We start from the raw sequence: 14,174 nt of genomic DNA, 5'->3' as shown, positions 1-14,174 counted from the left end.
CATTAGAGACAACCTATCTTGATACAGGTATTTATTACTCTGATATTCAGTCAGTAGTTGATTCTGAAGGTGAAGAGTGGGGCTATGATGCAGAACTTCCAGACGGTACACCTGTAATTATTACATTTGATTCTCAGAATACAGACAGCCGTTATGATGATGTGATAACAGGGCTTACAGAGATAAAGGGGTAACGAATAGCCTATGAATAGATTAATGACTTATGAACAGTGGCTAGAGCTGTTCAAACGACAACTCTGAGAAAATATATTAAACACAAGCTGGCACAGGTGCTTTCCGGAATATCAATGTTTATGATTCTGACAGTGCCGCCGCTGGCAATGATAATCCATTGGATATTAAGGGGGTGAGGCTATGGATGTGTTTTGCCGGTACTGTTCAGCTTGTGGACCGGGGAACAGATGTACAGCCGGATTGCCAGAAGCTATTGGAGAAAGCTGACAGCAGAGGAACAGCAGGAAATCAGGGCTTACTGTGAGAACAATGAACGTCAGGCATTTGATGTAGGTTTCAAGACAGCAGTACAGCTATGGAATCAGCTTGATAATACAGGAGGAATCATGGAATGAAAGAAGCTATTATTTATTTACTCTTTGATAATTGGTGCAACTCTGGACATGAGCCGGAGGTGATAGAAGCCATGAAAAAAGCTATTCAGAATCCTACAGAAGATACAATTTTTGAACTTTCTTCTACAGTAGAAGCAAATGCTTTTAAAGCCGGGGTCAGAAGTTGCTTACAGATGATGCACTGTTTATTTATCGAAGAATAGGAGATACATATGTTAGAAAAACTGTATGAATTATGGTCTATTGAAAAAAGAGTAAGTGTAACAATTAAAAGTGTAGGTTTAAACTGTACTTTTACTACTGTGATAGAAAACATCTATAAAGGTGAAGATTCAGTAGTTCTTGAGTTTGGTGATAACAATATGAAGTTAGACGTAACAGAGAACTGTACGTGCAATGAGTATGAAATGACCGTTGTTTATAATGAGACAACTATAACTATAAACTGGGAGGAAGATTACATATGAAATATTATACAGTGATTGTCGTAAAGATTGATGCTTTTGAGTCTCAGATCATTAATGAAAGACATTTCGGAAACTATGAAGATGCAGAAGAATTTTCAAGGAATGTACCGCAGGGTACAGCTTGTATAATTGCTGAGTTGAAAAGCCCTCTCATTTGAGGGCTTTCTTGGCTCTGATAAGCGTTGATTTGCTGATTCCTGTCATTTGTTCGACTTGTTTATAGGAATGAGATTCTAACAGGTCTAAAGCGTGTTGCACCTGCTGCCGGGAATACTTTTTCGGTCTGCCCTCAGTAAAATCCGGGTTCTGTCGTGCAATGGCTTTTCCAGTCTGACAGCGTTCAATAATCTGATTCCTTTCAAGTTCTGCTACTGCTAGGAGAGTAGTTATGAAGAACTGTCCCATAGCTGTATCTTCCAGCAAGCCGACGTTGAGAACATGGACAGAACACTTTTTCAGGAACAGATTCTTTACTATCTTGATTCCTTCTTCTGTGTTCCTTGCAAGCCTGTCCAGTTTACTTACTACAAGCATATCATTTTCCTGCATCTGTCGGATAACTTCATTGAATACAGGTCTATCAGTAGTAGTTCCTGTGTATGCTTCCTTATAAATATGAGCATCACTGTACCTTGAAAGAATTTCCTGTTCCTGAGCATCAAGAGAATTACCATCTTTAGCTTGCCCCTTGGTTGATACTCTACAATATCCGTAAATCATGTTCATTTTCTCCTTTTGTTAGTGACACTAAGTTATGACACCTCTGTATACTGCTATTTTACGTCACTTCGAGAGAAGTGTCAATACTTTTAAGTTATGAAACTCTACAAGGGAAGAAAAAAGCCTGCAATGCAGACTTACAAGTGTTGGTCTTTGTTTGAGGGAGTGTACTGGCAGATGTCCTGTATCTGGCAGTTGAAGATACGACAGAGGTCATTTAACGTTGTAGTGTTCATAGGTTTATTCTTGCGTAACTTGTCAATAGTCGCACTGGAAACGTGATATTTAGTAATCAGTGTGTAAGTTGATTCAGTTGAATTTTTAAGAGTATTCCAGAACGGGCTATATTCTATCAACGTTGGCTCTCCTTTCCGTAAGCTAAATTAAGCATAAAGGATAGTTATATTGTTGACTATAGTCGGGAAAATAACTATAATAATCAAAAAGGAGGAAGAACAAAATGTACAGGGTACAAAAAGTATGGAAAACATTGCTGCCAGTAGGGTTTGTAGTGGCTACAGCAGTAATGATGTTTAGGTGCTTTGTTGCTGGTGCTCCAGAAGAACAAAGTAGAGCTGTCATATACAAGATTTTGGCAGTTATAGTATCGGTTATAATGCCGGGAAGTATGCGTGCAATGGCATACTATATTGAAAAATCACATGGGAGGATGAAAGAATATGGCATTAATTAAGTGTCCTGAATGCGGAAAAGAAATAAGTGATAAGGCAAAGGCTTGTCCTGAGTGCGGATACAAAATGAAGAAAAGTAAGAAAAAATTTATTCCCATTTTAATTTTTGTTTTGTTGGTTGTAGCGTGTGTGGGCGGTACATTGTATTATAAAACAGAGATTGCATTAAATGCCAATGAAAAAGCGGCTCTGATGATGATAAATGAAATAAAAGGTACAAATACTAAAGACAAAATTACTATCAGAAAATTAATGGCTAAAGATAGCGGTGAACGAAAATGGATATACGTAGATTATTCAATTCCGTCTTTAGATGATATAGCATTGGGAGTTGTAAAGGATAATAAATTGGAAAAAACAGAGTATCAAATGTCTTATGAATGGGGGCGAGCTGTTGGAAATGCTACATTGACAGTACAGAATGCAGATGTAGGATTTGCACAAAATGAAGTAGAACATAATGATAGCAAATGGAAAGAAATTAATATAAAGAAAGTGATGAAGAAAATTAAGTAATGTGACATGCTTTTTACAAGGATGTTGAGAAGATAAAGTCACCCGTAAAATACTGGGTTTATTTGAGTATACAGGTCAGAAAAGCAGTCTGCAAGGTTCAGTGATAAAATACTTGTCTGGAACAGAGCAGATGATTTTAGGATGATATACTCGAATAAACCCAGTATTATTTTATAAACTTTTAAGAACTGTTTGTACTTCCAGAATGACAAGAGATATGTTATACTTACAGTGTTGTCCAACCGATACCCGGCAACGGGAGGAGGTGAGCGTTATAAACACTTTAATTACCTTTATCGTCACTGTTGCGGCAGGTGTGACTTGCCATCTCATCTGCAAATGGTTAGACAGACACGACAGGGACAACAAATAGCCTAGTGGTTTCTTATCCACTGTAATAAAATAAGAAGAAAGCCCAAGGAGTTGCCGCTCCAAGGGCTTTCATTCTTTTTGTTATAAACACTTTAATACCTTTTGCCTACTGGCATTATAGCATATGCAGATCATGAAATCAATATGCAGATGAGTCTGAAAAAAATAAAAAAGAGTAAACTATCCCCTTGGTTTATGCCTTGTTTTTCAAAAAATGGCTCAGTTGATAGATTTATTGTCTTTAGTAGGTATACATCCTTGGCTATTGCTAGTTTTGCAATGCTTAACATTGTCGGATATACTAACGACATCTCAAAAACGAGTGTAGGGATGTTTCCTTGCTAGAGATATATTTTATGAAGATATGTTCTCATATATCTAAGAATCTGTCAACGGAAAATTTCTACCTGTCAGGTTGCAATAGAGCGAAAGGCGAAGCCTGAGGTCTGAACACATGAAAGTTTTTTCAGCGCTACTTTCTACACTCGGCGGTTAAGCGCCTCGCCTAAAGCAGCTGCTTCTGAAAAAATTTTGCGTTCAGACGTTGATTGTTTTTGTTGGTGAAAAGTTTTCCATCGAACATAATATAATTAATATGTTTTTATTTAATTACTATATCTCAAGTAGAAAAAATGGTTTTCTTGAAAAAGGATTGAGCGAAGCGAAGAACTTTTGAAACCGTTATCTACGTTAAAAAAGAAAGGAATGATTACAATAGCAAAGCAGAAAAAATCCTACTATAATAAAGGTGATGTTGCAAGTGAAATAGTAGGTCTGATTGAGTACACAGCCAGAGGATTTATTTCTCTGGCATGGCTGGGAAAGTGTTCCTCTGGAAACAAAGATTGATTTCTGAGAGATATATTCGAATAAAGTCAGCAGTATTTTATAAAGTTTTTGAGTGAGAAAAGTTGTGCATTTCCCATTCACCCTTCATGGCGAATGAGGATGTGTCACAAGTGGACATGCCTTTAGTATGCGGAGGGAATACGTTGAGGGAGTAGAAACTATCGACATCCTTGGAAAAATGTACATAATGATGGGGTATCAAAATACTACCTCATCTTCCAGAAGCGTCCACATCAACAGAAGCCCCAACAGTATTCACTCACCCACAATTCGGCACTGTTAGGACAGTAGAGATCTCAGGAGAGCCATGGTTCGTAGGTAAGGATGTAGCGGAAGCTCTGGGATATACAAATCCAAGTAAAGCTTTTAAAGACCATATTGCAGAGGAAGACAAGGGGGTAACGAAATGTTATACCCCTGGAGGAACCCAGCAGATGACCATTATCAACGAATCCGGGCTATACGCCCTTATCCTTAGTAGCAAACTTCCATCAGCAAAAGAGTTCAAGCATTGGGTTACAAGTGAAGTTTGAAAGACAGGGGGACATAGTAAAAGGAGGAGAAAATTTTACCCTCCCAGAAATTCCAATGATAATATAAATCCACTCACAGAATGAGCTTATATTATAACTGGAAATAGCGGATGCACTGAATTTCCTTTCTTATTAAATATAGTGGTTTTGAGTAAGTGTTACTCAAAGTTACTCAAACTAAAAGTCTGAAAAGCCTTGATTTTACGGCATTCTAGGGGTAATGAGTACGGGTTCAATTCCCGTCATCAGCTTTTTTTATTGCTTAAAAATAAAGGATTTCTTGAACTTCAGTAACTCAAAAGTAATCAGAACAGAAGTTTTGATATACTTCTAAGAACTGTTTGTACTTCCAGAATGACAAGAGATATGTTATACTTACAGTGTTGTCCAACCGATACCCGGCAACGGGAGGAGGTGAGTTTCTTGTCTGCCATAAAAAATAAGAAGAAGCCCCCAGTATTCGCACTACTGAGGGCTTCATTCTTTTTGTCTACATGGACTTGCTATTTCTTTTCGCCTACTGGCATTATAGCATATGCAGATCAGGAAATCAATATGCAAGTGATTCTGAAACATTCTGAAACAAATAAAAAAGAGTAAACTATCTCCTTGGTTTATGCCTTATTTTTCGTTAATATTCACCAATGTCGAACAGCTCGTCAAAGGTTATCTTCAGATTCGGAAACATAACCAGATGTAAATCTTCTTTATTCTGGGCTGTGACAGTCTTATAAAGATACGGATAACCAGTGCCATCTTCTTTGAAATCGAAGAGGTAAATCTCTACAGATTTTTTTCTCCAGTCAACGATCCAATACTCAGAGACACCGACCTTGCAATAAATATCCATCTTTTCATGTCGATCATATTCTTCTGTGGCATTGGACAAAACTTCCATCACAAAGCGGGGAATGCCAGTGAAAGAAATGTTCTTACGGTCTCTCAGGTTACAGATGATTGATACGTCAGGAATGATTACTTTATCATCATTTTCACGCCATTCATACTGAACACCATCACCAAAGACACGACATAAGCTGTCTTTGATTTGGCTGCCGATCTTGATAACAAAGTTATTGATAACCATAGAATGTTCCAGGTAAGTTTTACTTAAATCTTCAATTGGTAGTGCATTACTCATATTGCCGCACCTCCTTGATATGTTGATATAATTATAATATTTTGCAAGATGTTAGTCAAGGATATGAGCTGCTGAAAGAGAGTGCAGATGAGTCTGAGAGTTACTGTTCACACACCACTGTCCCGCGAGGTGTTTTGGCATGAATATGCCAAAATCCCGAGACATACAAGCCAAAATTCCATTGCCGCAGGCAATCTGGAATGAATTTTGGCTACGTTACTGTGAACGGAGTGAACAGTAACGTCTGAGAAATATAAGGCCTGTCACTGTTGTGTAAACGGTTGACAGATGGAATTTCCAATGATAATATAAATTCATTCGACATAAAAAATATTCAGTTGTATTTTTTATATATAGATGTGTGATAAAACAGTATAAAATACGACAACAGGAGGGAAAAAGATGGAGAACGAAACAGTTTCCAAAAATTTTATTGAGAATATCATTGATAAAGATTTAGCAGAGGGTGTTTATGACACCGTGCATACGCGTTTCCCGCCGGAACCGAATGGATATCTTCATATCGGTCATGCGAAATCTATTCTTTTAAACTATGGTCTTGCACAGGAATATAACGGCAAGTTCAACATGCGTTTTGATGATACAAACCCGACCAAAGAAAAGAGTGAGTTTGTAGAATCCATCAAGGCAGATATCAAATGGCTTGGTGCAGACTGGGAAGACAGACTGTTTTTTGCATCTGACTATTTCGGACAGATGTATGAAGCTGCTGTAAAGCTGATCCAGAAAGGCAAAGCCTATGTATGTGACCTGACAGCAGATCAGATCCGTGAATATCGTGGAACTCTTACAGAGCCGGGTAAAGAAAGTCCATACAGAAACAGAAGCGTAGAAGAGAACCTGCAGCTTTTTGAAGAGATGAAAGAAGGCAAATATGCAGACGGAGAGAAAGTGCTTCGTGCCAAGATCGATATGGCATCTCCGAACATGAATATGCGCGACCCGGTTATCTATCGTGTTGCTCATATGACTCACCACAGAACAGGTGATACATGGTGCATCTATCCAATGTATGATTTCGCCCATCCCATCGAGGATGCGATTGAGGGAATCACACATTCCATCTGTACTCTGGAGTTTGAGGATCACAGACCACTGTATGACTGGGTTGTAAAAGAATTGGAATACCCACAGCCACCGAAGCAGATTGAGTTTGCAAAACTGTATCTGACAAATGTAGTTACAGGTAAACGTTATATCAAGAAATTGGTAGAGGAAGGCATCGTAGACGGATGGGATGATCCGCGTCTGGTTTCCATCGCAGCACTGCGCCGCCGTGGATTTACACCGGAATCCATCAAAATGTTTGTAGAACTCTGCGGTGTATCCAAAGCAAACAGCTCTGTTGACTATGCAATGCTTGAATACTGCATCCGTGAGGATCTGAAACTGAAACGTCCACGTCTGATGGCTGTTCTTGATCCGATCAAGCTTGTGATCGATAATTATCCGGAAGGCGAAGTAGAATATCTGGAAGCTCCGAACAATATGGAGAATGAAAAACTGGGAACTCGTAAAATACCGTTTGGCAGAGAACTCTATATTGAGAGAGAAGACTTCATGGTAGATCCGCCTAAGAAATATAAGAGAATGTTCCCGGGCACAGAGGTTCGTCTTATGAACGCATATTTTGTAACCTGTACAGGATATGAAGCTGATGAAGATGGAACTGTACGTGTTGTACACTGTACTTATGATCCTGCAACAAAGGGTGGCAATGCGCCGGATGGCAGAAAAGTAAAAGGAACCATTCACTGGGTAGAAGCAAGTCAGGCAGGAAAAGCAGAAGTACGTCTCTATGAGAATATCGTAGACGAGGAGAAGGGTGTATACAACAAAGAAGATGGTTCTCTGAATGTAAATCCGAACTCTCTGACAAAAGTTACTGCATATGTAGAACCAGCACTTATGGAAGCAAAAGGCTATGACAGCTTCCAGTTCGTAAGAACAGGATTTTTCTGTGCAGATATCCATGATTCTAAAGAGGGTGCACCGGTATTCAACCGTATCGTGTCTCTGAAGAGCTCATTTAAACTTCCGAAAGCATAATGAGACTGAAATAGTAATATAATCAGAATAAAAAGGGAATGTTGCTTTTACGATTGTATAATCGTGAAGTAACATTCCTTTTTGGTTACGTTACTGTGAACGGTAACGTTTATTCTTCAGATTCAGATGCAGCGTCCATAGTCTCTTCAAAATTCTCGGGTTCATCGGCATCTTCTTCCTCTTCTGCATCTTTAATCTCAACTTCAGCAGCTTTATCGGAAGACTTCTCAGAATCGTCTGTATCAGCAGCTTTTTCAGCTTCTTCGCTTTCGGTGTCATCTGTTGCAGACTGTTCGCCTGTATGTTCCCAGGACTGGAAATCTTCGGCAGGTTCCTGATCTTCCTTAGCAGTTTCCTTTTCATCAGTCAGATCGAAATCATCAAAGTCATCTTCAAAATCAAAATCCTCTTTACAGGATCCTTTTTTGGCAATAAGGGCAGCTACAGCACCGGCAGCAGCTGCTGTAAGGGCACCTATTGCAACATATCCCCAGTATTTATTAATTTTAGCCATGATAATCATAAACTCCTTTCTGATATTCTCCTATTTTTGACAGCGAGTCAGGATAAAAATATCTTTTACTCCTGACACCATTTTATTCAGCTATAGGTTATTGTTATTTTAATACTTTTCAGATAAAAAGAAAAGCGAAATTTTATGGAAAGAGTTAATGAAAGCAGTTGCATACCAAAAAGATACAAGGTATACTATGACAGGAAAGAAGAGGTTATTATGAGAAAAATTATTTTGGCATCTGCTTCACCCAGACGAAAAGAACTGTTGGAACGGGCTGGCGTGGATTTTGAAGTGCTGCCTGCATCAGGTGATGAGAATCGTATCTCAGACAATCCGGGAGAGGCAGTAAAACAGCTGGCTTCGGATAAAGCAGCTTCTGTTATCCGCACTATGAAAGATAGTGCCGACGGAACAATTGTGATCGGATCTGACACAGTGGTAGTGTTTGAGAATGCGATCCTTGGCAAACCTCATGATACAGAGGATGCAGTGAATACATTAAAGAAACTTCAGGCAAATACTCATCAGGTATATACCGGCGTTTCTGTATGGGAAAAGAAAGAAAAAGTCTGGACAGAACATACTTTTTATGAAAGTACAGATGTGACGTTTTATCCGGTTTCAGATGAGGAGATCAGAGAGTATGTTGCTACAGGAGAGCCTATGGATAAGGCTGGAAGCTATGGCATCCAGGGACTTTTCGGAATTTATGTAAAGGGGATCAACGGAGATTACAATAATGTGGTAGGACTCCCGGTTGCCAGATTATTTTATGAAATGAAGAAATCAGGAATTAACTTAAGAGGATGACAAAAGATGATTAAAGCATGTATATTTGATTTGGATGGAACACTGGCTGATACGCTGGATTCCATGGCTTATGTGACTAATATTATTATGGAAAAATTCGGGTTAAAAACACTTCCGGTGGATAATTTCAGATATTACAGCGGAGAAGGGGCAAATATGCTGATTCGCCGCGCACTTAAGGATGCGGGGGATCCGGAACTTGCGCATTATGATGAGGGACAGAAGCTTTACCGGGAAATGTTTGAAGCAGATCCGATGTATAAAGTAGTTCCCTATAAGGGAATGCCGGAAACCTTAAAGAAATTGAAGGAACATGGAGTGAAGCTGGCAGTTTGTTCAAATAAACCTCATCCTGCAGCTGTGAAAGTAATTGCGCAGCTTTTTGATGGGGAATTTGATATGGTAGTTGGTCAGAGTGAAGCAATCCGCAGGAAACCGGCACCTGATGGTCCGCTTATGGTTGCGGAAAAATTTGGTGTAAAACCGGAAGAATGTATGTATGTGGGAGATACAAGTACAGATATGAAGACCGGTAAAGCAGCAGGAATGTATACAGTAGGTGCGCTATGGGGCTTTCGTGACCGAAAAGAACTGAATGAGAATGGAGCAGATTTTGTCGCTGAGAAACCGACAGATCTGGTAAAAATTTGCGAGGAACAAGGAAATGATTAAGTTGGTTGCAAGTGATCTGGATGGGACGTTACTTTTACATAAGGCACAGTCTCTGCCTGAAGAAATTTTTTCGCTGATCAGGCAGTTAGAGGAACTGGGGATTATGTTTGTAGCAGCCAGTGGAAGGCAATATCCGAATATGACAAAGCTGTTTGCGCCTGTTGCTTCAGAGATTTCCTATATTTCGGAGAATGGTGCACTGGCAGTGGATCATGGAGAGGTACTGTATCAGGATTCTTTTGACAGAAAGCTGGCAGGGGAGATTATTTCTGCAATCCTGGAAAAGAAGGATGCCGAGTTTACCTGTTCTGCAAAGGATTACCACTACCTGATGCCGAAGACAAAGAGATTTCATGACCATATGTTATATGAAGTAAAAAATGAATGCAGATTTGTAAACAGCATGGAAGAGATGACGGCTCCTATCATGAAGCTGGCTGTGTTTGAACCGGCCGGCCTTACAGAAGAATCTGTGAAATACTGGATGGACAGATTTGGAAAAGAATGTGTTGTTGTCACTTCGGGAAATGAGTGGATTGATTTTATTCCTTTTGGAACAAACAAGGCAAAAGGAATCAGAGAATATCAGAAAAGATATCATATTTCGCCGGAAGAATGTATTGCGTTCGGAGACGAATATAATGATATAGAGATGCTTAAAGCGGTAAAATATGGCTTTGCCATGGAGCATTCCAAGGAGGGGGTACGGGCAGCTACGTCCTATATGACAAAACAGGTTGAACCGGTCCTTGAGAAGCTGATCCGGGCAAAGGGAAAGATTGAGGAGGTTATTTAAATTGTTTACAGAAGAATGTATTAATACGTTTCTTGAAAATCAGGAGCAGCTTTTTCCACAGGCGGTAGCAGAATCATATGAAGCAGCGGAAGCATTCCTTGAGGATTGCATGGCGCAGGTTGTGGATTCTATTGAAGAAGTGAGAGAATATCTGGAAGAGTCAGGCGCTGATGTGGAAGGAATGTCAGATGAAGAACTGGAAGATGCAAGTGAAGTATTTGCTCTGCCGGATGGAAAATATCTGATAGTAGAAGGATAAAAACTGTTCGGTCAAATTATGGATATCACGTGATATATCGGAGAAATAACTGTAAAACACAGTTCGGTCCCTGAATATTGGAGAAAATTGAACTCTGATACTCAGGGGCTGAAGTTGTTTTAAGGGAGAAAATACAGATTACATTTCCGGAAAATGTGATGCTATAATGCTTTTATACAGAGAAAAAACGATGTTGTGGTCTGTGATGGGAATGAAAAGGGCAGACAGACACAGAAGCATCACAGAACTGTAATTATTCAGTACCTTCAGAGTGGCTGCTGAATAATTACAAATCTTATTATAAATGAAAAGGAGGACTACAGATGGAGAGAAAGAGATTTCTTGCAGTTGTAATGACTGTGATGATGGTTATTTCAATGATTCCATCCATGGTTTTTGCGGCAGCTCCGTCAGGAGAATTGGGCGGTAAGCTTAAGATTAAGGGACTTGCAGCTGTAGGCGTAGTGTTGAGTGCAGATTATGCAAAGGTTACACCGGAAGAGGTTACGGATGAAGATTTTACTTTTTCCTGGTCAAGACAGACCGGGGAGAAGGAGTTAACACAGGTAGGTACTGAGAAGACCTATACGATCACTCAGGATGATCTGGGATGCAGACTGGTGCTTGATCTGACCCCTGTAGATGGAAGCGGACTGACAGGTACTCTTACTGCAAAGACGTTAGAGGTAGCTGCAACTGAAGAAGAGGCGAAAGCAGTGGAACAGGAAGCAGAGGATGCACAGCAGACAGAAACGGCAGATGGAACAGAGAATGCACAGCTGGAAGAAACGGCAGATGGAACAGAGGATGCACAGCTGGAAGAAACAGCAGATAATGCAGAAGGCAGTCAGGATTCTGAAAATCAGGATGTAGATAGAACAGAAGATGTACAGCAGAATGCAGGGAATGAACAGGAAGATGAATCTCAGAACACAAAAGGTCAGCCGGAGGAAACAACAGAAGGTACTGATGATTCCCAGATGAAAATTTATACAGAAGATCAGCTGCAGGTGGATGAGAACGGAAATGTGCAGACAGATGGATCAGAGAAAGATGGACAGGCAGCAGGTGAAGATGATAAAGATAAAAAGACTTACGAAGCGACTGCCACTGTAGAGGACAGCGAAGATCAGATCTGTGATTTTGGAACAGTAAAGAGTGATTTTGAGGATGTGGAAGCACAGTATGTGCAGATTACGAACACCGGAAATGAGAGCTTGAATTTTCAGGAGATCAGTCCGGAACATTTTATGGTTCAGGATATTACAGAACCGCTGAGTGCAGGTGAATCTGTAAGCGTATGGATACAGCCGAGAGAAGGACTGGAACCGGGTGAATATGATGATATGATCACATACCGGACGGAAGAAGGTATTGAGGTTTCTTTTGAAGCGAAGATTGCAGTTGAAGGTGAGGATGATTCATCAGATGACGAAGATCTGAAGCCTTCGGATGAGCCTTCTGCAGAACCGACAGAGACGCCGGATGACAGCGAGGCTCCATCGGCAGGTGACAATGCAGATGCATCTCTTGAGGCACAGTCTCTTGAGGTAAATACAGGAAGTCTTAATTTCAGCGATATCGAAGAAAATTATACACAGGCCAATGAGACACTGTCCGTAACCGTAACAAATACAGGGGATGGAACTGTCACTTTAAAGATACCGAAATCAGATTATTTTGAGGTGATGAACGAAGATGGAAGTGAAGCTGTATCAGGAATACAGATTGCAAAAGGTGATTCTCTTATGTTCATGGTACAGCCAAAAACCGGTCTGACGAAGGGGGATTACAGTGATACCCTGATATTTGAAAGTGAAGAGGATTCGGAAGTGGCAGCGCAGGTAACTGCGGAAGTATCTGTAAAAGAGGCAGAACAGGAACAGATCACAGCAGTTCAGGCAGATCCGGAATCTTTCAGTTATGATGATCTGAAGGAAGGTTATGATACTCCTGAAGCGACGACCATTACACTTACCAATACAGGAAATACAACTGTTTCGCTGATGCAGCCATATGCAGAGTATTTTGATATTGGGGAACTTTCGGCATCAGTGCTGGAGCCGGGAGATTCTGCTGCATTTACAGCAGTACCGGTGACCGGTCTGAAAGTCGGCAATTATCTGGACAGTATTCAGATAGCCCAGACCAGTTCGGAAGGACAGGAAGATGTATTAACAACGATCAAAGCTTCTGCGACTGTTTCGGAAGTGAAAAAGATTTATAAATTATCCGTAACACCGGAAGAACTGAATTTTGGAAAAGCAAAAGAAGGATATAGTGAGGCACCGGAAGCGCAGAAAGTTACAGTGACGAATAAGGGGAATACAAATGTAACTTTAAATGCACCGTCAGGTAAAAACTTTAAAATTGGGAAACTTTCAGCCACAGAGCTTGCACCGGGGGAGAGCTGTACATTTAAAATCCGCCCGAAGGAGGGTTTAAAGGCCGGCTCCTATACAGAGTCAGTTGTGATTGATAATGAACAGCAGATCAGTGCAGAAGTGAAAGTTCAGTTTACGGTTAAAGCTGCCCGCAAGGCGAAAATTGCAGATCCGGCAGATAATAAGATTACAGGAATCAGTTCAGATGGATACACAACACAGTCAAAGATTACATTTACAGCAGTCGGAGCGGGTATGGACAATGAAAGTCCGGGAAAGGGAGATGTCCGCTATGTACCGTATAACTGGAAAGTGATCAATACAAATAGCTGGAGCAGTGCACCTTATACTGCTGCATTTGGAATTACGAAGGCCGGAACCTACACATTGACAGTTACATTTGACCGTCAGAAGTATAATGGAAGTGAATGGAAGAATACAGGGGAGCAGGATACTAAACAGGTGAATTTCAGTATTACACAGGCGCAGACTGTGACTGCAACTCCGACTCCGCAGCCGAATGGAGCAACTGCGAAATCAGCGGTAAAGACAGGAGATACGACTAATATCACACCGTTTGTGATTATTCTGGCGATTGCAGCAGGATGTATTGTGGGAGTTGTGGTATACAAAAGACGAAAGAAATAAGAGTTATCTGAAGAAAAAATACAGGGGAATATGTAAAATATAAAATTATTAGCACTCATTTTTGGTGAGTGCTAATTTTTTCTTGACTTTTGGAATAAATGGTATTACTATATCTTTCAGAGAAGCAACTTACAGGAG

The 14,174-nt window shown here is 40.3% G+C and carries 19 protein-coding genes; 15 read left to right on the top strand and 4 right to left on the bottom strand.

Going from position 1 to position 14,174, the window contains the following annotated elements:
* From AC075J_RS12385 to AC075J_RS12365, 5 genes are all read left to right on the top strand, one after another.
* Positions 1 to 194: hypothetical protein (locus AC075J_RS12385; protein ID WP_476390370.1), on the top strand; the 194-nt coding region annotated here is incomplete at its 5' end.
* Between the two features lie 228 nt (positions 195 to 422).
* Positions 423 to 590: a hypothetical protein gene (locus AC075J_RS12380; protein ID WP_476390369.1), complete on the top strand. Its 168-nt coding sequence runs from the start codon at positions 423 to 425 to the stop codon at positions 588 to 590.
* Positions 587 to 793 carry a hypothetical protein gene (locus AC075J_RS12375; RefSeq protein ID WP_118338748.1) on the top strand — a complete coding sequence of 69 codons (207 nt, stop codon included), beginning with the start codon at positions 587 to 589 and terminating at the stop codon, positions 791 to 793. The genes AC075J_RS12380 and AC075J_RS12375 overlap by 4 nt, the downstream gene beginning before the upstream one ends.
* Before the next feature lie 9 nt (positions 794 to 802).
* Entirely contained in the window at positions 803 to 1,057 is a 255-nt protein-coding gene (locus tag AC075J_RS12370; RefSeq protein ID WP_118338749.1) for a hypothetical protein, read from the top strand.
* Entirely contained in the window at positions 1,054 to 1,215 is a 162-nt protein-coding gene (locus tag AC075J_RS12365) for a hypothetical protein (RefSeq protein WP_476390368.1), read from the top strand. The genes AC075J_RS12370 and AC075J_RS12365 overlap by 4 nt, the downstream gene beginning before the upstream one ends.
* Here AC075J_RS12365 and AC075J_RS12360 read toward each other — a convergent pair.
* Both AC075J_RS12360 and AC075J_RS12355 read right to left on the bottom strand, forming a co-directional pair.
* Positions 1,208 to 1,777, bottom strand: coding sequence for a recombinase family protein (locus AC075J_RS12360; protein ID WP_118338750.1), 570 nt, complete (start codon positions 1,775 to 1,777; stop codon positions 1,208 to 1,210). The two genes, AC075J_RS12365 and AC075J_RS12360, sit on opposite strands and share 8 nt — an antisense overlap.
* Before the next feature lie 137 nt (positions 1,778 to 1,914).
* On the bottom strand, positions 1,915 to 2,133 hold the full coding sequence (locus AC075J_RS12355; protein WP_173696996.1) for a helix-turn-helix domain-containing protein: 219 nt from the start codon (positions 2,131 to 2,133) through the stop codon (positions 1,915 to 1,917).
* Between the two features lie 104 nt (positions 2,134 to 2,237).
* On the opposite strand from AC075J_RS12355, the gene AC075J_RS12350 reads away from it, so the two are divergent.
* The 4 genes from AC075J_RS12350 to AC075J_RS12335 all read left to right on the top strand — a co-directional run bounded on the left by AC075J_RS12350 (position 2,238) and on the right by AC075J_RS12335 (position 4,739).
* Positions 2,238 to 2,471, top strand: coding sequence for a hypothetical protein (locus AC075J_RS12350; RefSeq protein ID WP_173696997.1), 234 nt, complete (start codon positions 2,238 to 2,240; stop codon positions 2,469 to 2,471).
* The gene (locus AC075J_RS12345; RefSeq protein WP_173696998.1) at positions 2,458 to 2,985 is read left to right on the top strand and encodes a zinc ribbon domain-containing protein; all 528 of its coding nucleotides are present in this window, start codon (positions 2,458 to 2,460) and stop codon (positions 2,983 to 2,985) included. Before AC075J_RS12350 ends, AC075J_RS12345 begins: the two co-directional genes overlap by 14 nt.
* Positions 2,986 to 4,062: 1,077 nt before the next feature.
* Positions 4,063 to 4,206, top strand: coding sequence for a hypothetical protein (locus AC075J_RS12340; protein ID WP_173697414.1), 144 nt, complete (start codon positions 4,063 to 4,065; stop codon positions 4,204 to 4,206).
* Between the two features lie 197 nt (positions 4,207 to 4,403).
* Positions 4,404 to 4,739, top strand: coding sequence for a BRO-N domain-containing protein (locus AC075J_RS12335; protein ID WP_476390371.1), 336 nt, complete (start codon positions 4,404 to 4,406; stop codon positions 4,737 to 4,739).
* Positions 4,740 to 5,370: 631 nt separating this feature from the next.
* On the opposite strand, the gene AC075J_RS12330 is transcribed toward AC075J_RS12335, so the two are convergent.
* Complete coding sequence (locus AC075J_RS12330; RefSeq protein WP_118330050.1) at positions 5,371 to 5,880, bottom strand: Uma2 family endonuclease; 510 nt, start codon at positions 5,878 to 5,880, stop codon at positions 5,371 to 5,373.
* 402 nt (positions 5,881 to 6,282) lie between these two features.
* Between AC075J_RS12330 and AC075J_RS12325 the strand changes: the two genes are divergently transcribed.
* Positions 6,283 to 7,950, top strand: a complete 1,668-nt coding sequence (locus tag AC075J_RS12325; protein WP_008705518.1) for a glutamine--tRNA ligase/YqeY domain fusion protein — start codon at positions 6,283 to 6,285, stop codon at positions 7,948 to 7,950.
* Positions 7,951 to 8,059: 109 nt separating this feature from the next.
* On the opposite strand, the gene AC075J_RS12320 is transcribed toward AC075J_RS12325, so the two are convergent.
* The gene (locus AC075J_RS12320) at positions 8,060 to 8,464 is read right to left on the bottom strand and encodes a hypothetical protein (protein ID WP_173698111.1); all 405 of its coding nucleotides are present in this window, start codon (positions 8,462 to 8,464) and stop codon (positions 8,060 to 8,062) included.
* 219 nt (positions 8,465 to 8,683) lie between these two features.
* Between AC075J_RS12320 and AC075J_RS12315 the strand changes: the two genes are divergently transcribed.
* The 5 genes from AC075J_RS12315 to AC075J_RS12295 all read left to right on the top strand — a co-directional run bounded on the left by AC075J_RS12315 (position 8,684) and on the right by AC075J_RS12295 (position 14,036).
* Complete coding sequence (locus tag AC075J_RS12315) at positions 8,684 to 9,277, top strand: Maf family protein (RefSeq protein WP_173679491.1); 594 nt, start codon at positions 8,684 to 8,686, stop codon at positions 9,275 to 9,277.
* Positions 9,278 to 9,283: 6 nt separating this feature from the next.
* Positions 9,284 to 9,949 carry an HAD family hydrolase gene (locus AC075J_RS12310; RefSeq protein WP_173679492.1) on the top strand — a complete coding sequence of 222 codons (666 nt, stop codon included), beginning with the start codon at positions 9,284 to 9,286 and terminating at the stop codon, positions 9,947 to 9,949.
* A complete protein-coding gene (locus AC075J_RS12305; RefSeq protein ID WP_020993369.1) occupies positions 9,942 to 10,745 on the top strand; it encodes an HAD family hydrolase in 804 nt (267 codons plus the stop codon). The genes AC075J_RS12310 and AC075J_RS12305 overlap by 8 nt, the downstream gene beginning before the upstream one ends.
* 1 nt (position 10,746) lies before the next feature.
* A complete protein-coding gene (locus tag AC075J_RS12300) occupies positions 10,747 to 11,004 on the top strand; it encodes a glyoxalase (protein ID WP_008705512.1) in 258 nt (85 codons plus the stop codon).
* Positions 11,005 to 11,327: 323 nt separating this feature from the next.
* Positions 11,328 to 14,036, top strand: a complete 2,709-nt coding sequence (locus AC075J_RS12295) for a COG1470 family protein (protein ID WP_476390367.1) — start codon at positions 11,328 to 11,330, stop codon at positions 14,034 to 14,036.
* Positions 14,037 to 14,174: the final 138 nt, after the last annotated feature.

Source organism: Blautia sp. ZXY-1-C6 (assembly GCF_056339875.1).
This window is presented reverse-complemented; position numbering and strand designations above follow the sequence as displayed.